At 73.8% G+C, this 20738-nt stretch carries 19 protein-coding genes; 7 read left to right on the forward strand and 12 right to left on the reverse strand.

Translation table 11 applies throughout. The annotated features are described in order from the left end of the window. Positions 1-86: 86 nt before the first annotated feature. Positions 87-1079, reverse strand: coding sequence for a transcription termination factor NusA (gene nusA, locus CG736_RS34740; RefSeq protein ID WP_043909691.1), 993 nt, complete (start codon positions 1077-1079; stop codon positions 87-89). A gap of 2 nt (positions 1080-1081) precedes the next feature. Beyond that, positions 1082-1624, reverse strand: a complete 543-nt coding sequence (gene rimP / locus CG736_RS34745; RefSeq protein WP_100590088.1) for a ribosome maturation factor RimP — start codon at positions 1622-1624, stop codon at positions 1082-1084. 260 nt (positions 1625-1884) lie between these two features. Here rimP and CG736_RS38250 point away from each other — a divergent pair, with 260 nt between their 5' ends. The 3 genes from CG736_RS38250 to CG736_RS34760 are packed head-to-tail and all read left to right on the forward strand — an operon-like array spanning position 1885 to position 4431. Beyond that, positions 1885-2877 carry a ferritin-like domain-containing protein gene (locus CG736_RS38250; RefSeq protein ID WP_232734380.1) on the forward strand — a complete coding sequence of 331 codons (993 nt, stop codon included), beginning with the start codon at positions 1885-1887 and terminating at the stop codon, positions 2875-2877. Positions 2878-2914: 37 nt separating this feature from the next. Beyond that, a complete protein-coding gene (locus CG736_RS34755) occupies positions 2915-3829 on the forward strand; it encodes an aminoglycoside phosphotransferase family protein (protein WP_100590089.1) in 915 nt (304 codons plus the stop codon). A gap of 50 nt (positions 3830-3879) precedes the next feature. After that, a complete protein-coding gene (locus CG736_RS34760) occupies positions 3880-4431 on the forward strand; it encodes a GNAT family N-acetyltransferase (RefSeq protein ID WP_100590090.1) in 552 nt (183 codons plus the stop codon). Positions 4432-4438: 7 nt separating this feature from the next. Here the strand turns inward: CG736_RS34760 and CG736_RS34765 are convergent, their stop codons facing one another. The 8 genes from CG736_RS34765 to CG736_RS34800 all read right to left on the reverse strand — a co-directional run bounded on the left by CG736_RS34765 (position 4439) and on the right by CG736_RS34800 (position 15110). Continuing rightward, on the reverse strand, positions 4439-5314 hold the full coding sequence (locus tag CG736_RS34765; protein ID WP_100590091.1) for a GNAT family N-acetyltransferase: 876 nt from the start codon (positions 5312-5314) through the stop codon (positions 4439-4441). A gap of 82 nt (positions 5315-5396) precedes the next feature. Beyond that, positions 5397-6557 carry a flavodoxin-dependent (E)-4-hydroxy-3-methylbut-2-enyl-diphosphate synthase gene (gene ispG, locus CG736_RS34770; RefSeq protein WP_043909679.1) on the reverse strand — a complete coding sequence of 387 codons (1161 nt, stop codon included), beginning with the start codon at positions 6555-6557 and terminating at the stop codon, positions 5397-5399. 122 nt (positions 6558-6679) lie between these two features. Continuing rightward, complete coding sequence (locus CG736_RS34775) at positions 6680-7987, reverse strand: RIP metalloprotease (RefSeq protein WP_100590092.1); 1308 nt, start codon at positions 7985-7987, stop codon at positions 6680-6682. 26 nt (positions 7988-8013) lie between these two features. Continuing rightward, a complete protein-coding gene (gene dxr / locus CG736_RS34780; RefSeq protein WP_100590093.1) occupies positions 8014-9243 on the reverse strand; it encodes a 1-deoxy-D-xylulose-5-phosphate reductoisomerase in 1230 nt (409 codons plus the stop codon). A 30-nt stretch (positions 9244-9273) separates the two neighbouring features. Then, positions 9274-9597: a hypothetical protein gene (locus CG736_RS34785; protein ID WP_100590094.1), complete on the reverse strand. Its 324-nt coding sequence runs from the start codon at positions 9595-9597 to the stop codon at positions 9274-9276. Positions 9598-9793: 196 nt separating this feature from the next. After that, a complete protein-coding gene (locus CG736_RS34790) occupies positions 9794-11236 on the reverse strand; it encodes an aldehyde dehydrogenase family protein (protein ID WP_100590095.1) in 1443 nt (480 codons plus the stop codon). Positions 11237-11375: 139 nt separating this feature from the next. Then, the gene (locus CG736_RS34795; RefSeq protein WP_043909670.1) at positions 11376-12941 is read right to left on the reverse strand and encodes a PucR family transcriptional regulator; all 1566 of its coding nucleotides are present in this window, start codon (positions 12939-12941) and stop codon (positions 11376-11378) included. Positions 12942-13100: 159 nt separating this feature from the next. After that, the gene (locus CG736_RS34800; RefSeq protein WP_100590096.1) at positions 13101-15110 is read right to left on the reverse strand and encodes an ATP-binding protein; all 2010 of its coding nucleotides are present in this window, start codon (positions 15108-15110) and stop codon (positions 13101-13103) included. Between the two features lie 223 nt (positions 15111-15333). Between CG736_RS34800 and gabT the strand changes: the two genes are divergently transcribed. The 3 genes from gabT (at position 15334) to CG736_RS34815 (ending at position 18860) form a co-directional block, all read left to right on the forward strand. Continuing rightward, on the forward strand, positions 15334-16674 hold the full coding sequence (gene gabT, locus CG736_RS34805) for a 4-aminobutyrate--2-oxoglutarate transaminase (protein WP_043909666.1): 1341 nt from the start codon (positions 15334-15336) through the stop codon (positions 16672-16674). Between the two features lie 355 nt (positions 16675-17029). Continuing rightward, positions 17030-17659, forward strand: coding sequence for a phosphatase PAP2 family protein (locus tag CG736_RS34810; protein WP_157815842.1), 630 nt, complete (start codon positions 17030-17032; stop codon positions 17657-17659). A gap of 115 nt (positions 17660-17774) precedes the next feature. Beyond that, positions 17775-18860, forward strand: a complete 1086-nt coding sequence (locus tag CG736_RS34815; protein WP_100590098.1) for a glycoside hydrolase family 18 protein — start codon at positions 17775-17777, stop codon at positions 18858-18860. Positions 18861-18884: 24 nt separating this feature from the next. Here the strand turns inward: CG736_RS34815 and CG736_RS34820 are convergent, their stop codons facing one another. Continuing rightward, entirely contained in the window at positions 18885-19217 is a 333-nt protein-coding gene (locus CG736_RS34820) for a DUF2218 domain-containing protein (RefSeq protein WP_100590099.1), read from the reverse strand. 130 nt (positions 19218-19347) lie between these two features. Here CG736_RS34820 and CG736_RS34825 point away from each other — a divergent pair, with 130 nt between their 5' ends. Beyond that, on the forward strand, positions 19348-19818 hold the full coding sequence (locus CG736_RS34825) for a MarR family winged helix-turn-helix transcriptional regulator (protein ID WP_100590100.1): 471 nt from the start codon (positions 19348-19350) through the stop codon (positions 19816-19818). Here CG736_RS34825 and CG736_RS34830 read toward each other — a convergent pair. Continuing rightward, on the reverse strand, positions 19739-20665 hold the full coding sequence (locus CG736_RS34830) for an EamA family transporter (RefSeq protein ID WP_100590109.1): 927 nt from the start codon (positions 20663-20665) through the stop codon (positions 19739-19741). The two genes, CG736_RS34825 and CG736_RS34830, sit on opposite strands and share 80 nt — an antisense overlap. Between the last annotated feature and the right edge of the window lie 73 nt (positions 20666-20738).

Raw genomic sequence — 20738 nt, forward strand, 5'->3', positions numbered from 1 at the left:
TCAAGTCTACCCCTCCGAAGGGACTCGCCGCCGCCGAGTAGATCTCCGGAGGCTTGGGACAGCGCCCACTGCTGGGCGACGCTCGATTACTGACCCTCGACCGGGGCCTCGGTGTCCGGGCGGATGTCGATCCGCCAGCCCGTCAGACGGGCGGCCAGGCGGGCGTTCTGACCCTCCTTGCCGATCGCCAGCGACAGCTGGTAGTCCGGCACGATCACCCGGGCCGACCGCTGGGCCAGGTCGACGATCTCCACCTTGGTCACCCGCGCGGGCGACAGGGCGGCGGCGACCATCTCGGCCGGGTCCTCGGACCAGTCGACGATGTCGATCTTCTCGCCGTGCAGCTCGGCCATCACGCCGCGCACCCGCATGCCGTTCGGGCCGATGCAGGCGCCCTTGGCGTTCAGGCCCTGGCGGCGCGACCACACCGCGATCTTGGTGCGGTGGCCGGCCTCGCGGGCGATCGCCGCGATCTCCACCGAACCGTCCGCGATCTCCGGGACCTCCAGCGCGAACAGGCGCTTCACCAGGTTCGGGTGGGTCCGCGACAGGGTGACCGACGGGCCGCGCACACCGCGCCGCACGCCCACCACGTAGCACTTCAGCCGGGTGCCGTGCCGGTAGTCCTCGCCCGGGACCTGCTCCTGCGGCGGCAGGATGGCCTCCAGCTTGCCGATGTCGACCAGGATGTTCTTCGGGTCGTTGCCCTGCTGGACGACACCGGTGACGATGTCGCCCTCCTTGCCGGCGTACTCGCCGAAGGTCTGGTCGTCCGCGGCGTCCCGCAGCCGCTGCAGGATGACCTGCTTGGCGGTGGACGCGGCGATCCGGCCGAACCCGCTCGGGGTGTCGTCGAACTCCTTGGGCTCCACGCCCTCGTCCAGCTCGGCCGCGTCCTCCAGGGCCCACACCGTCACGTGGCCGCTCTTGCGGTTCAGCTCCACCCGCGCCCGGCGGCGCGAGCCCTCGGTGCGGTGGTACGCGATGAGGAGGGCCGACTCGATCGACTCGACCAGCAGGTCGAACGGCACGCCCTTCTCGGTGACCAGCCCGCGCAGGGCACTCATGTCGATGTCCACGATTACGCCTCCTCTTCCTCTTCGTCCGTGTCCGCGATGTCGGCGGCGGCGTCGAGCAGTTCCTCGTCCTTGCGGTTGAACTCGACCTGCACCCGGGCCCGCGCGATCTCCGCGAACTCCAGTCGGCGCTCCTTGGGGCGGCCGCGCCCCTTCACCGGCTGCACCTCGACCAGCGCGCCGTCCTCGTCGCTCTCCAGCACCCGCGCGGTCAGTTCCGCGCCGTCCACCAGCTTGATCGCGGCCAGCCGACCGGTCGCCCGACGCCAGTGCCGCGGCTCGCTCAGCGGGCGCTCGGCGCCCGGCGAACCGACCTCCAGCAGATACGGGGCGTCACCCATCAGGTTCGACTCGTCCAGCGCCTGGCCGACCAGGCGGGAGAACTCCGCGATCGCGTCCAGGTCGACGCCGCCGTCGGCGTCCACGTCGATCTGCACCTGGCGGCGGCTGCCGGCCTGGGTCACCTTGACCTCTTCGAGATCCAGCCCTGCCTCGGCGGCCAGCGGCTCCAGCAATGTGCGCAGCCGGTCAGTGGGGGTGGTGCTCATCCGGGTGACTCCTCGGCCGCGTCTGCTGTTGTCGGAGGTGCTAACTCTTCGCGAAGCCTATCCGGTCAACCCCCGAACCGCCGATTCCGACCCTCCCCCCGGCCCCCAGGGGGGCCGGGAGACACCCCCGGCCGGGCCACCCCGCTGCGAGCAATGTCACAGCCACCCGGTACCGTCCAAGCTCCCGCCGGGAGCGCCCGGCTCCGGTCATGATTCTCCCGACGGCGGCCGCCCGGCCCCACGAACACGCTGGAGTGCCGATGCCCGCGCCCACCCGGCGGTCCTTCCTGGCGCTCGGCGCGCTCGGCGGACTGCTGTCCGTCTGCGGCTGCACCGACGACCACGACAAGAACGCGCGCCCGACCGCCGAGGACGCCGACCGGCCGCTGCGGCAGCGTCAACTCGCCGCCACCGACGCGCTGCTCGCCGACTACGGCGCGGTGATCGCGGCGAGCCCCGCCGACGCCGACCGGCTCGGCGACCTGCGCGACGACGTCCTCCAGCACCGCGAGGCGCTCGCCCAGTCGCTGCCCGCCTCCTCGCCCGCCGCGAGCGCGAGCGCGGGTGCGGCTGCCGCCCGCACCGTCGCCGAACTGGCCGCGTCCGAGCGCCGCACCGCGGGCCGGCGGCTCGCCGACCTGGCCGACGCCTCCCCCGCACTGGCCAGGACGCTCGCCTCGGTCGCCGCCTCCGGCGCCGCGCACGCCGCCGCCCTCGGCGACACCGGGCCGATCGCCGACGACGGCCCGGCGCCCTCCCCCTCCCCCACTGCCTCCGCCGCCCCCTCCGGCTCGGCCTCGCCCGCGGCGATGCGCGCCGCCGACGTCGAAGCCCTCCAGGCGGCGCTCGCCGCCGAACACGCCGCCGTCTACGGGTACGGCGTGGTGGGCGCGTTCCTCCCGGTCGGCCCGCAGCGCGAGGACGGGCGCGCCGCGTACGCCGCCCACCAGGCCCGCCGGGACGCCTGGCAGCGGCTGCTCACCGCCGGCGGCACCTCCCCGACCGCCGCCGCGCCCGGCTACCGGCTGCCGTTCCAGGTCAAGGACGCGGCCACCGCCGGCCGGCTCGCCGCCCACCTGGAGACCCAGCTCACCGCCGCCTACGCCGACCTGTGCGCCACCACCGCCCTGCGCGCCCAGGCCGCCGCCGCCCTGCGCGAATGCGCCCTGCGGGCCGCCCACTGGGGCGCCGACCTGCCCGCCCTCCCCGGCCTCGCCGCCGCCGACCCCGCGCCGTCCGCGAGCGCGACGTAACACCGTCCCCGGCGTCCGCTGCGCGATGATGGACGGTATGTCCGCACAGCCCGCGCAGTTCACCGTCCCCGAGCGTCTCGCCGAGTCGGTCCGGGCGGGCGGTGATCCGGGCGAGGCGGAGTGGTCCGCCGCGCTGCCGGCCCGGTTCGCGGAGCGGCTGGCCGACTGGGGGCTGGTGCTGGAGCGGGTGGCCGAGCCCGGCGGGCGCAGCGGAGTGGTCGGTTACGCGTACCGCGCCGAGGACCGCACGCCGGTGGCGGTGAAGGCGCTGCGCCCGGGCGCCGACCCGGTGGGCGAGGCGGCCGCGCTGCGGGTCTGGGCCGGGCGCGGGGCCGTGCTGCTGCTGGCGGAGGCGGACCGGACGCTGCTGCTGGAGCGGCTGCACGGCGAGATCCCGCTGCGTTCGCTGGCGGAGGCGAAGGCCACGCTGGAGGCGACCAGCCTGCTGCGCCGGCTGTGGGTGCAGCCGCCCGCCGGGCATGCGTTCCCCACCCTCGTCGAGCGCGCCGGGGAGCTGGAGCGGCGGATCGCCGAGCGGCGGGCGCTGCCGGGCGCTGCGGACGCGGGGCCGCTGGTGGACGAGGCGCTGGAGGCGGTGGCGCTGGCCGCGGACGGCGGCGGGTGGCTGCTGCACGGGGACTTCCACCACGGGCGGGTGCTGGCCGCCGACCGGGCGCCGTGGCTGGCGGTCGGGCCGCGGCCGGTGGTGGGCGACCGGGCGTACGACCTGGCCCGGCTGGTGCTGGACCGGGCGGAGACCCTGGCGGCCGCGCCGGGCCCGCGCGGCGCGGCCCGGCGGCGCCTGGCGCAGCTGTCGGAGGCGGTGGAGCTGCCCGCCGACCGGGTGCGGGCCTGGGCGCTGCTGCGGGCGGTGGACACCGCGCTGGCGGCGCTGGCCGGGGGCGACGCGGCGGGCATGGAGCTCCATCTGGAGTTCGCGGCCTGGCTGTGAGGGACGGGCCACGCGGACGCCCGGGACGGCAGGTAGTAACGTCCCGCTTCATGGAGCAGCTCACCGGGGTGACGATCGAGGCCATCGACCTGGCGGCGTGGGCGCCTGCCGTGCTGGAGGTCCAGGCGGTCGCGTTCGGGCTGGGTCCGCAGGAGGTGGCGGTGCGGCTGCCGATCGTCGGCCGGCACGCGCTGCAGCCGGGGGTGATCGCGCTGGGGGCGATGGCGCAGGGCCGGCTGGTCGGGTTCGGCTACGGGATGCCCAACCAGCGCACCCACTGGTGGTCGACGGTGATCGAGCCGTACCTGGCGGCGCGCGGCCACGAGAGCTGGCTGGACGGGGTGTTCGCGGTGACCGAGCTGCACGTGCTGCCGGAGCTCCAGGGCCAAGGGGTGGGCACCCGGCTGATCCGCACCCTGTGCGAGCACTCCGGTCTGGACCGTTCGATCCTGTCGGCGATCGACGCGGAGACCCCGGCCCGCCGGCTGTACCGCTCGCTCGGCTACCGGGACCTGGCGCCGGCGGTGCGCTTCCCGAACACGGCGCGGCCGTACGCGGTGATGGGCGCCCACCTGCCGCTGCGCGACCCGGCCCGCCCCTGACGCTCGGTCAGAACAGCACGCTCATGAACGCGCCGACCTCGCGGAAGCCGACCCGGCGGTAGGCGGCGCGGGCCCGCAGGTTGAAGTCGTTGACGTACAGCGACACCACGGGGGCGACCTCGGCGAGAGCGGTGTTCACGACCGCCGCCATGCCGCTCTCGGACAGCCGCTTGCCGCGGTGCTCGGGGGCCACCCAGACGCCCTGGATCTGGCAGGCGCCGGCGGTGACGGCGCCGATCTCGGCCTTGAAGACGACCTTGCCGTCCTCGTCGAAGCGGGCGAACGACCGTCCGGAGGAGACCAGTTCGGCGACCCGGGCCTGGTAGAGCAGGCCGCCGTCGCCGGCCAGCGGGGAGATCCCGACCTCCTCGGTGAACATCGCCACGCAGGCGGGGATCAGCGCCTCGATCTCGCTGCGGTGCACCCGGCGCACCAGCGGGTCCGGGGCGACGTCGGTGACGGGTGCGGAGGTGGCCATCAGCGGCTGGTGGCCGCGCACCTCGCGGGCCGGGCCCCAGGAGCGCTCCAGCAGCGCCCACAGGGCGGCGGTGGCCCCGGCCGGGCCGACGATCGAGGAGCAGCGGCGGCCCTGTCGGCGGGCGCGTTCGGCGAACGCCCGGACGGCCTCCGGGCCGGCGTTGACCGGGACCAGGTTGGCGCCCGCGTAGCAGAGCGCGTCGAGCCGCCCGTCGGCGTCGTGCCAGCCCCACATCTCGCCGCCGAGCCGCCACGGGTCGAGGCCGACGGCCTCCACCCGGGTGGCGACGAAGGCGTTGGCGACGGGGTCGCGGCGCAGGACCTCCAGCGCCGCGTCGAGGTCGGGCGTCTCCAGCACGCGGGTTGCGGCCAGCGCCCGGGCGACCTGGAACGGGCCGGGCAGCATCACACCTCGATCGAGCACGGGAGTCACCTCTCGCAGGGGCGGGACCGCCGAACGCGGCGGCCCCGCCGGGGAGTTCAGACCGTCACTCGGCGGCCACGACGACGGGGGCGCCGGATTCGACACCCTCCTCCTGCATCTGCTCGGCCAGCTTCATGGCCTCCTCGATCAGGGTCTCGACGATCTTCGACTCGGGCACGGTCTTGATCACCTCGCCCTTGACGAAGATCTGGCCCTTGCCGTTGCCGGAGGCGACGCCCAGGTCGGCCTCGCGGGCCTCGCCGGGGCCGTTGACGACGCAGCCCATGACGGCCACCCGCAGCGGCACCTCCATGCCCTCCAGGCCGGCGGTGACCTCCTCGGCGAGCTTGTAGACGTCCACCTGGGCGCGGCCGCAGGACGGGCAGGAGACGATCTCCAGGCCGCGCTCGCGCAGGCCCAGCGACTCCAGGATCTGGTTGCCGACCTTGATCTCCTCGGCCGGCGGGGCGGACAGCGACACCCGGATGGTGTCGCCGATGCCCTCGGCGAGCAGCGCGCCGAACGCCACCGCGGACTTGATGGTGCCCTGGAAGGCCGGGCCGGCCTCGGTGACGCCCAGGTGCAGCGGGTAGTCGCAGGCCGCGGCGAGCTGCCGGTAGGCGTTGATCATCACGACCGGGTCGTTGTGCTTGACCGAGATCTTGATGTCGCGGAAGTCGTGCTCCTCGAACAGCGAGCACTCCCAGAGCGCGGACTCCACCAGCGCCTCGGGGGTGGCTCGGCCGTACTTCTCCAGCAGGCGCTTGTCGAGCGAGCCGGCGTTGACGCCGATCCGGATCGGCACGCCCGCGTCCTTGGCGGCCTTGGCGATCTCGCCGACCTTGTCGTCGAACGCCTTGATGTTGCCGGGGTTGACGCGCACCGCGGCGCAGCCGGCGTCGATCGCGGCGAACACGTACTTGGGCTGGAAGTGGATGTCGGCGATCACCGGGATCTGCGACTTCTTCGCGATGATCGGCAGCGCGTCGGCGTCGTCCTGCGAGGGGACCGCGACCCGGACGATCTGGCAGCCCGAGGCGGTCAGCTGGGCGATCTGCTGGAGCGTCGCGTTGACGTCGGAGGTCAGCGTGGTGGTCATCGACTGCACCGAGACCGGCGCGTCACCGCCCACCGGTACGTTGCCGACCATGATCTGCCGCGAGTACCGGCGCTTGGCCAGCGGCTTGAGCGGCAGGGAGGGGATACCGAGCGAGATCGCGGTCATGTGCGCAGTGTTTCCTCTGCAGAAATTCGATGAGCCGACGCGCACTGCAACCGGCGCGCCCGGCGTCCAACGGTACGGCACGGCCGGGTGGCGGAGCACACCCGGCCGTGGGTGGCGTGCGGCTAGTTCAGGCGCACCGGGTTGACGATGTCGGCGGCCATCACGAGGCCGGTGAAGCAGATGAAGATGCCGGCGACCACGTACGCCACCGGCATCAGCCGGGCCACGTCGAACGGCCCGGGGTCGGGGCGGCGCAGCACCTTGGCGAGGCCGCGGCGCAGCGACTCCCACAGGGCGCCGGCGATGTGGCCGCCGTCCAGCGGGAGCAGCGGCAGCATGTTGAACAGGAACAGCATGAAGTTCAGGTAGGCGAGCATCTGCACGAAGACGGTCAGCTGCACGCTGAGCGGCAGGTCCGCGGCGAACACGTCGCCGCCGAGCCGGGCCGCGCCGATCATGCCGACCGGGGAGTCCTGGTCGCGGGGGGCGCCGTCCACGACGGCGTGCCACAGGCCGGGGATCTTGCCGGGCAGCTGGGCCAGCGACTCGACGCCGTGGCCGGCCAGCCGGGCCATCTCGTCGGTGCTCTCGCCGAACGACATGTGGTGCACGCCCATCGCCGGCGTGATGCCGAGGAAACCGGCGGTGACGGTCTTGCCCTTGATCGGGTAGCCGTCCTTGTCGATCGCGGCGAGGGTGTTGGCCTTGATGTCGGCGGGCAGCGTGGCGAGGGTGCCGTCCTGGTGCCGGACGTCGATCTCCACGTGCTTGCCGGCCGAATCGCGGATCAGGCCCTGCAGCTGCGTGTAGTCGTGGATCTTCACCCCGCCGAAGGCCAGCACGGTGTCGCCGGCCCGCAGGCCGGCCGCGTTGGCCGGGGACTTCTCGGCGTCCGGCTTGCAGGTGTCGGTCTTCTCGCCGACCGGGACGACGCACTCGTTGACGGTCGCGATGGTGGGCGTGGTCCGGGTGACGCCGATCCCCATGAACAGGGTGAGGAACAGTCCGATCGCCAGGACCAGGTTCATGCCCGGGCCGGCGAACATCACGATGACGCGCTTCCACGGGGCCCGGGTGTAGAACATCCGGGTCTCGTCGCCGGGCTGGAGCTCCTCGTACGAGGCGGACCGGGCGTCCTCGATCATGGTGCGCCACGGCGAGCTGGAACGTTTCGTTATCCGGCCGTCCGCCCCGGGCGGGAACATCCCGATCATCCGGATGTAGCCGCCGAACGGGATCGCCTTCAGGCCGTACTCGGTCTCGCCCCGCCTGGTCGACCAGACGGTCTTCCCGAAGCCGACCATGTACTGCGGCACCCGGATCCCGAACAGCTTCGCGGTGGAGAGGTGGCCGAGCTCGTGCCAGGCGATCGAGAACAGCAGCCCGACCACGAAGATCAGGACGCCCAGCACCCACATCAGCATTTCCACCGCGTCGCCTCCGTCGTCCTACTGCCTCAGCCGGCCGCCAGCTCACGGGCCCGGGCCCGGGCCCAGCTCTCCGCGTGGAGTACGTCCTCCACCGTGAGCGAAGTTCCCGATTGCGGTGTGCCGTGTTCGGCGACCACCTTCGCCACAGTGTCCACGATTCCGGTGAAGGGCAGTGCGCCCTTCAGGAAAGCGTCCACACATTCCTCGTTGGCGGCATTGAAGACCGCCGGGGCGGTCCCGCCGAGCGTACCCACCTCGCGGGCCAGCTCGACCGCGGGGAAGGCCTCATTGTCCAGCGGGAAGAACTCCCAGGTCGCGGCCTTGGTCCAGTCGCAGCCGGGGGCGGCGTCCGGCACCCGGTCCGGCCAGCCGAGGCCCAGCGCGATCGGCATCCGCATGTCCGGCGGGCTGGCCTGGGCCAGCGTCGAACCGTCCACGAATTCCACCATCGAATGAACGACCGACTGCGGATGGACCACCACCTCGATCCGGTCGAACGGCACGTCGTACAGCAGGTGCGCCTCGATCACCTCCAGGCCCTTGTTCACCAGGGTCGCCGAGTTGATCGTCACCACCGGGCCCATCGCCCAGGTCGGGTGCGCCAGCGCGTCGGACGGCGTGACGCCGACCAGCTGCTCACGGCTGCGGTTGCGGAACGGGCCGCCGCTGGCGGTCACCACCAGCTTGCGGACCTCCGCGCGGGTGCCGCCGGCCAGCGCCTGGAACAGCGCGGCGTGCTCGGAGTCCACCGGCACGATCTGGCCGGGCTGCGCCACCGCCTTCACCAGCGGACCGCCGACGATCAGCGACTCCTTGTTCGCCAGCACCAGCACCCGGCCGGCCCGCAGCGCGGCCAGCGTCGGCGCCAGGCCGATCGAACCGGTGATGCCGTTCAGCACCGAGTGGCACTCCGCCGCGGCCAGTTCGGTCGCCGCGTCCGGGCCCGCCAGCACCCGCGGCAGCGGGGCGCCCTGCGCCTTGGCCGCCAGGGCCTCGCGCAGCGGCTTCTCGGCGGCCGGGTCGGCCACCGCGACGGTGTGCACGCCCAGCGCGACGGCCTGCTCGGCGAGCAGCTCCACCCGGCCGCCGGCCGCGGACAGCGCGACCACCCTGAACCGGCCGGGGTTGCGGAGCACCACGTCGATGGCCTGGGTGCCGATCGAGCCGGTCGAGCCGAGAATGACCAACTCCCGCGGCCCGTCCGGGTCGGCGACGGTCGGAGTGAAGCGCAGCTGCGGATGGGCGAGCGAATTCATGCCCCCATTGTGGCCTGTGCTACCCGGTGGTCACCGCCATGCCCAGAGCTTCCCGGCGACCTCGCCGTCCGCCGAGTTCTCCCACTCGAACACGCCTGCGACGCCGCGCAGCCCGGCGAACTCCGGCGAGTCGGTCTCGTAGACGACCGAGCCGCGGAAGCTGTTGCCGCCGCTCTCGGTGAACGTGCCGACCCCGTGGCCGCGCCAGCTCGCATGCGCGCCGCCCGGGCCCATCAGCACGCCCTGGCCGCCGCCCTCCAGCGTGCCGTCGTCGCGCAGCCGCGCCGTGTAGGTGCCCATGTCCTGGACCGGGACGCCCAGCAGAGTGCCGCTCGCCGCGTACGAGGTCTCCACCGTGGGCGGCAGTCCGTGCTTCCCCCGGCAGCACCCGCCGACCGGTGATCCGGCCCTGTTCCTCGGCAATGAGGTCGCCCAGCATGACGGGCCTCCTTCCTTCCTGCCTCCCGGCCTACGCCCGGTGCCGGAGCGCGTCAAGGCAGGCCGACGCCCCGCCGCCGCTGCTGCGGTGACGGGGCGTCGAAGGGGTTGCTCAGAGGTCGAGGCCGGTCAGCACCATGACCTTCTCGACGGTGTAGTCGTCCATCGCGTAGCGGACGCCCTCGCGGCCCACGCCGGAGTCCTTCACGCCGCCGTACGGCATCTGGTCGGCGCGGTAGGACGGCGCGTCGCCGATCACCACGCCGCCGACCTCCAGCTCGCGGTGCGCACGGAAGGCGGTCTGCACGTCGTGCGTGAAGACGCCCGCCTGCAGGCCGAAGTCGGAGTCGTTGACCATCGCGAAGGCCTCGTCGGTGGAGGACGCCTTGTGCAGCGACATCACCGGGCCGAACACCTCGGACTTCGCCAGGATGGCGTCCGCCGGCATCTCGGCGAGCACGGTCGGCGCGTAGGCGGCGCCGTCCCGCTTGCCGCCGGTGAGCAGCTTGGCGCCCTTGGCGACGGCGTCGTCGACCCAGGACTCGACGCGCTTGGCGGCGTTCTCGTCCACCAGCGGGCCGACGTCGGTGGCCTCGTCGCGCGGGTCACCGGTGACCTGCGCCTGCACCTTGGCGACGACCTTCTCGACCAGGCGGTCGTAGACGGTCGCGTCGGCGATCACCCGCTGCACCGAGATGCAGGACTGGCCGCCCTGGTAGTTCGCGAACAGCGCGATCCGGCTCGCGGCCCAGTCCAGGTCCGCCTCGGAGCTCCAGTCCGCCAGCACCACGGCCGCGGCGTTGCCGCCGAGCTCCAGGGTGACGTGCTTGCGCGGCACCGAGTCCATGATCTGGTAGCCGACCTTGTCCGAACCGGTGAACGAGATCACCGGCAGGCGCTTGTCCTGCACCAGCGCGGGCATCTTGGCGTTCTCCACCGGCAGGATGCTCCAGGAGCCCACCGGCAGGTCCGTCTCGGCCAGGATCTCGCCCAGCACCATGGCGGACAGCGGGGTCGCCGGGGCGGGCTTCAGGATGATCGGCGCGCCCACCGCGATCGCCGGGGCCAGCTTGTGGGCCACCAGGTTCAGCGGGAAGTTGAACGGCGCGATGCCCAGCACGACGCCGCGCGGGAAGCGGCGCACCAGCGCGTAGCGGCCGGTGCCGCCCGGGTCGGTGTCCAGCCGCATGGTCTCGCCGTTGGTCCGGCGGGCCTCCTCGGCGGCCCAGCGGAACACCGACACGGCACGGCCCATCTCGCCGCGCGCCCACTTGATCGGCTTGCCGTTCTCGGCGGTGATCAGCTGGGCGATCTCCTCGGTGCGCTCCGTCAGCCGCTTGGCGACGTGGTCCAGCGCGGCCGCGCGCACGTGCGCCGGGGTCGCGGCGAACACCGGAACAGCGGCGGCGGCGGCCGCGACGGCCTCCTCGACCTGCGCGTCGGTCGGCACACTGACCTTCGCCACCAGGCTGTTGTCGTGCGGGTGGCGGACCTCGAAGTCCGCCTCGCCGCTCGCCCGCTGCCCGGCCAACCAGAACTCGTACGTGGTGGTCACGGTCGCACCGGCCCCTTCCCTCGAAGACTTCGCTTTCCCGTTCACGGTAGGCGGAGGGGGACGGCTTTCCGATTGGACGGACGGGTGGAAAGCAGCCGGTCGATTTCTACGGACAGGACAGGCCCGTCCGGGGCGGGGCTCAGTCCTCGCCCGCCCGCAGCGCCAGCCACAGCTCCATCCGGACGTCCGTGTCGTCCAGCGAGCGGCCCAGCAGCTCCTCGACCCGGCGCATCCGGTAGCGCAGGGTGTGCCGGTGCACGCCGAGATCGGCGGCCGCCGCGTCCCACTGGCCGTGCCGGGACAGCCAGGCCCGCAGCGAGGCCACCAGGTCGCCGCGGGCGGTGCGGTCGTGTTCGCGCAGCGGGCGCAGCAGGCCCTCCGCGAACGCGGTGACGGCCTCCTCGCCGAGCAGCGGGAGCAGCGAGCCGGCGCCGACCTCCTCGTGGTCGACGGTGCGGCGGCCGCCGCGCTGGGCGACCGCCAGCGCCCGCTCGGCCTGGGCGTGCGCGGTGCCGGCCTCCTCCAGGGCGGCCGGGGCGGAGACGCCGAGCGCCAGGCCCTCGTGCTCCTCGACGGCGCCCAGGCAGGCCCGGTGCACCGAGCCGTTGTCGATGGCGAGCACCATCAGGCGCGGCCCGTGCGCGCCGTCCTCGCGGGCCACCAGCAGCTTCTCGCCGACCTTGCCGCCGGCCTGCTCGGCGCGGTCGCCGAGCTCGCCGAGCGCCTCCGCGGCCTCCGGGCCGGGCCCGGCCGCGGCCACCAGCACCCGGACGGTGCCCTCGGGCAGGCCGCCGAACAGCCCCGCGGCGATCTGGCGGGCGGTGCCGACCTCACCGGCCAGCACCATCCGCAGCAGCGCCGCGCCCATCTTCTCCTCGGCCTGCCGCAGCTCCCGGGAGCGCTCCAGGGTGAGGGTGAGCAGCGCGACGGCGGCGTTCAGCACGTACCGCTCGGTCGGGGTGATGCGGTCCTCGGTGCCGACCGCGAGGAAGCCGCGCGGGCGGCGGTCCGCGCCGAGCGACTGGACCACCACGTAGTCCTCGTCGGCGGTGTCGATGGTGCCGGCCCGGCCCTGCAGCGCGGCGCTCGACGGCGCGGGGCGGCGGCGCAGCCGGTCCACCTCGGCGGCCAGCCGGCCGGCCCGGCGGGCGGCCCAGTCCGGGGCGACCGCGGACAGCGCGCCGGAGCCGTCGTACAGCGCGGCCCACCCGCCCAGGCGGGCGGCCAGCCGACGGACGATCGCGGTGGTGCCGTCCTTGCCGAGCGCGGCCCGGGTCAGCTCCTCCTGCGCCTCGAAGCTGGTGGTGACGGCCTCGTACTGCTCGGCGGCCAGCGCGGCGGACACGGTCTTGGAGATCGCGATGAACGGCGTCGCCTCGGGCACCCGCAGCAGCGGCAGCCCGCGCTGCGCGGCGGCGTCCACCAATGCCTGCGGCACCTCGGTGTGCGAGAGGCCGACCCCCAGCCCGAGCCCGACCACGCCGGCGTCCGCCAACCGGTGCACGTAGGCCTGCAGACCGGCGGCGCTCTTGCCCAGCTTGATGCCGGTGGTGAGGAGCAGCTCACCGCCCTCCAGGAACGGAGTGGGGTCGTCCAGCTCGCTGGTGTGCACCCAGCGGACCGGGCGTTCCAGGTGGTCCGCGCCTGCCAGCACCGTCAGATGGAGCGTGCTGGTGCGGACGACGGAGGCGAGTGTGGGGGGCATGGCACCTTCGATGGTTCGACCCGGTCGCGTCGTTGCAACCGGGCGAGTGAGGGTTCTTCTCCCATTATGGACGCTCCGGACAAGCCGGAGTGCCGAAATCCGCCGGTCCGTACCTTCCGTGACCCAATGCTGACCACCCCGCGACCGGCCCCGGAGCGATCAGTGCCGGAGGTCGACCAGCAGCGGCGGCACCTGTTCCCCCGTCACCGAGGTCAGCGAGACCACCGCGTGCCCGGACGGCAGCGCGTGCGCCAGGTCGGACGGCGACCAGCGGTGCCGCTCGACGTCCCGGGTGGTCACCGACTCGGTCTGCGCGGTGGTGCCCGACAGCGCCTTGCGCACCAGCCGGCCGGCCCGGCGCATCGTGCCGCCCGAGGTGTCCGGGGTGTGCGTCACGGCGGTCTCCCGAACCAGGTGGGTGCCCCAGGCCTCGGAGAACAGCCGACCGTCCCAGGGCGCTATGCCGGGGAAGGCCATCCGGTTGCCGACCGCGCCGAACAGCGGCGCGCGCAGCGACTCCGGCAGGTCGGACAGCGTGCGCAGCAGCAGCACCACGCCGGCGTTGGCGCCGCGCAGCCGCTGGATCCCGCGGATCGTCTGCGCGTCCACGGCGGCGGTGGCGTCGTCCAGCACCAGCCCCGCGAACAGCTCCCGGTCGCCGCGGTCGGCGGCGGCCTGGGTGAACTGGCCGAGCAGCAGCCGCGACAGCATCCGGGCGGCCTCCGGGTGGCTGCGCTCGGGCAGCTTCACCCGCACCCGCAGCGGATGCTCCAGCGCGCGCATCGCGAACGCCGGCTTGGCGTCCGGGCCGCCGGAGAACCCGGGGGCGAGCGCCGGACGGTCCAGCAGCGCCAGCCGGTCGGCGAGCAGCGCGCCCGGGTCGTCCACCCGGCCGTGCATCCGCTCGCGCTGCTGCAGGTCCGCCTCGAACTCCGGGCGCCGACCCGACTTCTGCAACTGCTCCGCGAGCTCCGCCCACCCGTCCCGGTCACCGGCCAGCAGCCCGCGCAGCTCCCGCACCCCCGGGTAGCGGCCGTACGCCGCCCGGAACGGCCCCACCACCTGCTGCATCGAGGTCCGGGCACTCTCCGCCCGCGGAGCCAGCTCGTCCGGCAGCAGCGCGTCGGCCAACCGGGCCGCCGCCTCGTCCGGGTTCGGCGCGGCCCCGTACAGGTCCAGTCCGTACGGCGCGGACGGGTCGCCGGGGGCGATCACCACGTCGTACCAGTCGTCCGGGCCGAGGTCCGCGTCGGACGCCCCGACCACCACCGCGCAGGCCGCGCCCGCCAGCGCCTGCAGGCACAGCGCCTCCGCCACCGGGCGGGCCAGCGCCGCCGTCTTCCCGGTCCCGGCCGGGCCGACCGCGAGCAGCGAGGTGCCGAGCAGCGCGGGCTCCAGCGCGAAGCCCGCGCTCCGGTGCGTCGCCGGGTTCTTCGGCACGTCCTGCGCGGTGCCCAACCGGACCTGACGCACCATCAGGTCGTGCCGCGCCCGCCGCCCGCCCGGCAGGTCGCGCTGCTCGGACGGGTGCGCGCAGGCGGCCGCACCGCGACTGCCCACCTGCGCGGCGAACTCCTGCCGGCCGGCCGCGTCCGCACCGACGCTCCGCCAGGCCTGGTGCAGCCGCACATAGTCCACGTCCCCCACCTGCTCGCCCTCCAGCCGCCGCACCGCCTCCCCGGCCGGCCGCAACTCGGCCCACACGTCCACCACGGGCACGTCCTCGGGCTCGGGCGGGACGTCGGTGACGGTGCGGGAGAGGATCGGGGCGATCCAGCGCCGCCACACCTCGGCCCAGCGGCCCATCCGGCCGAAGACCATCAGCACCAGGATGATCACCGCGACGTTCACGGCGGCGGCGATCAACAGGGAGATGACGAAGGAGCTGGTGACGGTGAGACCAAAGGTGGTCAGGAGTCCCTGTATCAGGGAGACGCCTTCGAGGTAGACGAAGACTCCGACGGCGACGTTGAGCACGGCCCGCAACAGCAGCGGCCCCGCCGCCGTCTCCCCGTCGCCCGCCGCCCTCGGGTCGTACGGGGTGTGGTGCTGGCGGTAGATGCCGGGCGGGGCCTGGGGGCGGGGGGCGGTGGCCCAGGTGGGGAGGTGGAAGGGGGCGCGGGGTGGCGGGAGGGGGGTGTGCTGGGTTCGCGCGTCGTTCAGTTCCACTTCGGGGCCCCTCCTACGTTGCCGGCGGTGCCAGACCCGCTCCGCCGTCCCACCGACACACCCGGGGCCAATGTAGTGGAGGGAGCGGGGCGGCGGCCGATCTTCGGCCACTGGCCGCGCAGGACAATTCGTACGGCGCAGCAGTACCGAGTGGCGCATGCCCGCCGAACGGGGCCGGTCGTAGCCTGCGACTACCGCGCCTTGAGAACTTGGAGAATCACTGATGAGCGCTGCAACGCCGCTCCCGCAGGAGCGCCGCCTGGTCACCGCGATCCCCGGCCCGAAGTCGCAGGAGCTGCAGTCTCGCAAGCTCGGTGCGGTGGCTGCCGGTGTGGGTACCACGCTGCCGGTGTACGTGTCGCGTGCCGGCGGCGGTGTGCTGGAGGACGTGGACGGCAACAGCCTGATCGACTTCGGTTCGGGCATCGCCGTCACCAACGTGGGCAACAGCGCCGCCGCCGTGGTGGAGAAGACCACCGAGCAGCTGGCCGCGTTCACCCACACCTGCTTCATGGTGACCCCGTACGAGGGTTACGTCGCGGTTGCGGAGCAGCTGAACGAGCTGACCCCGGGCGACCACGCGAAGAAGACCGCGCTGTTCAACTCGGGCTCCGAGGCCGTCGAGAACGCGGTGAAGATCGCCCGCGCCTACACCAAGCGCCAGGCGATCGTGGTCTTCGACCACGGCTACCACGGCCGCACCAACCTGACCCTGGCGCTGACGGCGAAGAACATGCCGTACAAGCAGGGCTTCGGTCCGTTCGCCCCCGAGGTCTACCGCGTGCCGGTGGCCTACCCGTACCGCTGGCTGACGGGCGCGGAGAACGCCGCGACCGAGGCTGCCAAGCAGGTCATCGACCAGATCAACAAGCAGATCGGCGCCGAGAACGTCGCCGCGATCATCATCGAGCCGATCCAGGGCGAGGGCGGCTTCATCGAGCCGGCCAAGGGCTTCCTGCCGGCGATCGTGGAGTTCGCGAAGGAGAACGGCATCGTCTTCGTCGCGGACGAGATCCAGACCGGCTTCTGCCGGACCGGCCAGTGGTTCGCGTGCGAGGACGAGGGCATCGTCCCGGACCTGATCACCACCGCCAAGGGCATCGCGGGCGGTCTGCCGCTGTCGGCGCTGACCGGCCGCGCCGAGATCATGGACGCCGCGCAGACCGGTGGTCTGGGCGGCACCTACGGTGGCAACCCGGTCGCCTGTGCGGCCGCGCTGGGCGCCATCGAGACCATGAAGGAGCAGGACCTCAACGGCAAGGCGCAGCGGATCGGCGAGATCATGCTGGGCCGCCTGCGGGCGATGCAGGAGAAGTTCGAGATCATCGGCGAGGTCCGCGGCCGCGGCGCGATGATCGCCGTCGAGCTGGTGAAGCCGGGCGGCAAGGAGCCGAACGCGGAGGCCACCGCGGCCATCGCGAAGGCCTGCCACGCCGAGGGCCTGGTCGTGCTGACCGCCGGCACCTACGGCAACGTGCTGCGCTTCCTGCCGCCGCTGGTGATGCCGGAGCACCTGCTGGTCGAGGGCCTGGACATCCTGGAGTCGGCCTTCGCGGGCGTCTGAGTCCCAGGCAGTACCCCCTGAGCGGCGCGGGGGCCGGACGGAAGCGGATCCCGTCCGGCCCTCGCGCGTTCTGCTGTTCGAGCCCTGGGTGGAGGTTGCCCCGCCGGTGGTGAAGATGCTGTGCACGAAAGCCCGTCGGTCGTTGGCGCGCCCCGGCTTTGACGTACTGTCATCACAGATGGACAGCGAACCTCAAGCACTGCCCACACCGCCGTCCGCCGTCGAGGCGGACGCACTGGACCGATCGACCGGCCGTCCCGCCCACACCCCCCGGGCCGCACGGTGCGGCGATCGCCTTGGCCGCCCCGGAGCTCTCCCCCCTGCTCCGGGGCGGCCGACTTTTGCTGTCCTGCCCATGACGCTCGCGGTGCTGCTGGTGGTGATCTCCTGGCAGGTGGCGGTGGACGGGCCGCTGCTGGGGATCGACCCGGCGGTGCGCGACGCGGTGCGGCAATTGCGCCGCACGCTGCACTCCGCGCTGCTGAACCACCTGGGCGTCGCCCTGTCCGACCTGGGCGGCGGGGTGCCGGCCGTCCCGGTGCTGCTGGGCTGTGCGGGCCTGGCGGCCTGGCTGGCCCGGCGCGACGGGCGGCCGCGCTGGTGGACGCCGGTGCCGGTGGCGGTGGCGGCGGCGGTGCTGATCCCGCTGCTGGTGGTGCCGGCCAAGGCCTGGTTCGCCCGGCCCGGCCCGTTCGATCTGCCGCTGGCCGCGGACCAGTGGGGCTGGTACCCGTCGGGGCACACCGCGACCTCGGCGATCGCCTACGGGACGGCGGCGCTGCTGCTGGCCCGGGTGCGGCCGGCGCGGTCGGCCCGGCGGGTCGGGTGGGCCACCGCGGCGGTCTGCCTGGGGGTGGGCGCGGGGCTGGTGTGGAGTGACTTCCACTGGCTGCTGGACGTGGTCGCCAGTTGGTGCCTCTCGGGCCTGCTGCTGCTCGGCCTGCACCGGCTGCTGCCCCGCCTGCTGCCGGACGCCCAAGCCTGACGTCACGTCAATTCGCGATCCGGTCATGGCCATTGACGCCTCCCCGGCTCGCGCGCACCCTGTTCCCCACCCATCCGCACGCGATCGCCGGGAGGCGAATGTGCGTTCTCCAGTCATGCCCGTGACGCGCTTCTCGGTGGCGGCCTCGCTGCTCGTCGTCGCGGCCGCGGCGCTGCCGGCGCAGAGCGCGACGGCGGCGGCCGCCCCGATGCAGGTCTACGGCGCCTGGCACTGCGGCAACGACGCCTGCACCTGGGCGAAGGTCCGGGACATGGCGGAGTTCGACGCCGCCAACCACTGGCTGGTCGACCGCGGCGACGGCCGGCCCTCGGTGAACGTGGTGGTGCTGAGCTTCGTCAACCCGCTGCGGCTGCTGAACGGCACCACCGACGCGGGGGACGCCGCGGGCGTGCCGGTGGGCATGAACCAGCAGGTGGTGGACTACTTCACGGCCCGCGGGATCCGGGTGATGCTCTCCATCGGCGGCATCACCTACACCGGCGACTGGGACTCCGCGCTGGCGCAGAGCGGCGGGCTGCTCGGCCAGAAGGCGGCGGCGCTGGCCTCGAAGCTCGGGGTGGGCATCGAGATCGACTACGAGAACAGCAGCAGCCCGAACCTGACGGGCCTGCAGGCCTTCGTGGACGCCTACCGGTCGGCCCACCCGTACGACGCCTCGGGCGCCGACCCGACCGCCCGGCTGACCGTCGACGTCGCGGCCGGCGACCGCTGGCTGAGCGGCATCGACCAGTACGCCACCGCGCACTGGCTGACCACCGGCAACCCGGTGCTGGACTACGCCAACGCGATGGTGCCGAACAAGCAGCCCTCGGCGTCCACGGCGACCGCCAACTGGCAGGAGCACCTGGACGGCAAGCCGACGTACAGCCCGCCGATCCCGCCGCTGGCGCCCGCCAAGTTCACCGGCAGCCTGTACATCGCGGAGGGCTCGCAGGTCCGCCCGGAGTGCACCGACTTCGCCAACTCGGTGCAGCGCGCCACCGGCAGCTGGGTGCAGAACGCCGCACCCAACGGCGCGGGGACCAGCGCCGGCCTGCTGGGCTTCATGTTCTGGGCGGCCGAGAAGCCCTCCACCCGGGGAGTGACCACCGTGCCGCCGAACGGCTGCACCGGCGGGGTCGGGGCGGGGGCCACGGCGTTCTCGGCGCCGGTGCCGATGCCGCCGCTGCGGCAGAGCTGAGCCGACGACGGCCGCGCGGGCCGGTCAGCCGTCCTCGCCGGTCAGTCGCTGGACGGTGCCGGCCTCGCCGCTGTCCCGCTGCCAGGCGACCACCAGCTCGTCGCGGGTGCCGAAGCGGACCAGGTGGCGGCCGACCACGTCCTCCAGCTGGGGCAGGTTCTCCTCGGCGCCCTCGACGGCGAGCAGCAGCGCGCCGTCCTCGGCGGTGAGCTCGGCCCGTCCGGCGCCGAAGGCGAGCGTGCCGCGGCCGGTCTCCTCGGACCATTCGGCGGGGACCTTGCGGCCCATGTGGGCGGCGAGCTGCTTGGCGTAGCGACCGGGACGGTCGGTGGCGACACGGGCGGTGGAGCGGGCCATGACGGACTCCTCGAAGCGCGGACGACTTAGGCTGCCCTAAGCTACTCGATTAGTGAGCCAAGCTCAACATCTTGCCCGCCGGACCCCTCGCCCGCGGAGCCGCCGACCGGCCGCCCGCTACCCTGTGCGCATGACCTCCCCCGGCCCCGCCGACACCGCCGCGGAACTCGCCGACGCCCTCACCCGGGCGATGAAGCGGATCCGCCGACGGACCATGCAGCGGCTGGAGCCGTACGGCATCACCCCCGCCCAGGCCCGGGCGCTGCGCACGCTCGCCCACGCGCCCGGCTGCGAGAGCGCCGAGACCATGCGGCTGAGCGAGCTCGCCGAGCGCCTGCGCATCGCGCCGCGCTCCGCGACCACCGTGGTGGACGCCCTGGAGGAGGCCGGCCTGGTCTCCCGCACCCCCGACCCGGCCGACCGCCGGGCGGTGCGCCTGGTGCTGACCACCGCCGGGCACGGCGCGCTGGAGCGGATCTCCCAGGTCCGGCACGAGGTCGCCCAGCAGTACTTCGGCCCGGTCAGCCCTGCCGAGCAGGACTCCCTGCTGCGGGCGCTCCGGCACGCCGAGGAGGCGTACGAAGCCGGGACCACGCCGTAGCGGGCACCGCACCCAGCCCGATCCCGGCGATCACCAGCACCGTGGCCGCACCCGCCGAGAGGCTGAACCGCTCACCGAGCAGCAGCGCCGCCGAGGACATCCCGAACACCGGCACCAGCAGCGAGAACGGGGCCACCACCGAGGCGTCGTAGCGGCGCAGCAGGTGGCTCCAGGCGACGAACCCGAACAGCGTGGAGACCAGCCCGACGTACAGCACCACGCCGACGCCCGGCCAGCCGATGCCGCGCAGCGCGGCCCAGTCCGCGGTCGGGCCCTCGACCAGCAGGGACAGCGCGAGCAGCGGCAGCGGCGGCACCGCGGAGACCCAGACCATCCAGCGCAGCGCGTCCGGCGGGGCGGCCTTGCGGGTCAGCACGTTGGCCAGGCCCCAGGCCGCGGCCGCGCCGATCAGCATCGCGAACCCGCCGACCGGGCCGTGCACGCCGTGGTCGACGGCGACCAGCGCGATGCCGGCGAAGGCCAGGGCGAGGCCGGCGGTGCGCACCGGGGCGGGTCGTTCGCGCAGCATCCCGGCGGCGAACAGCGCGGTGAACCCGGCCTGGCCCTGCAGCACCAGCGAGGACAGTCCGGCCGGCATGCCGGCGTGCATGCCGAGGAACAGCAGCCCGAACTTCACCACCCCGAGCACCGTCCCGACCCCGAGCACCCAGCGCCACGCCACCCGCGGCGGGCCGACCAGGAACACCGCGGGCAGCGCCACCACGGCGAACCGCAGCGCGCAGAACAGCAGCGGCGGGAAGTCGTGCAGGCCGACCTCGATCAGCACGAAGTTCAGGCCCCAGACCGCGGCGACCAGCACGGCCAGCGCGACATGACGGGGCCTCATGGCGGACGAGGTGGACGCCGGAGCGGAGGAGGTGGGCATGGATCGAGGATCGCCCGCGACGACCGTTCAGCAC

The organism is Kitasatospora sp. CB02891, from assembly GCF_002803145.1.
GTDB lineage: Bacteria > Actinomycetota > Actinomycetes > Streptomycetales > Streptomycetaceae > Kitasatospora > Kitasatospora griseola.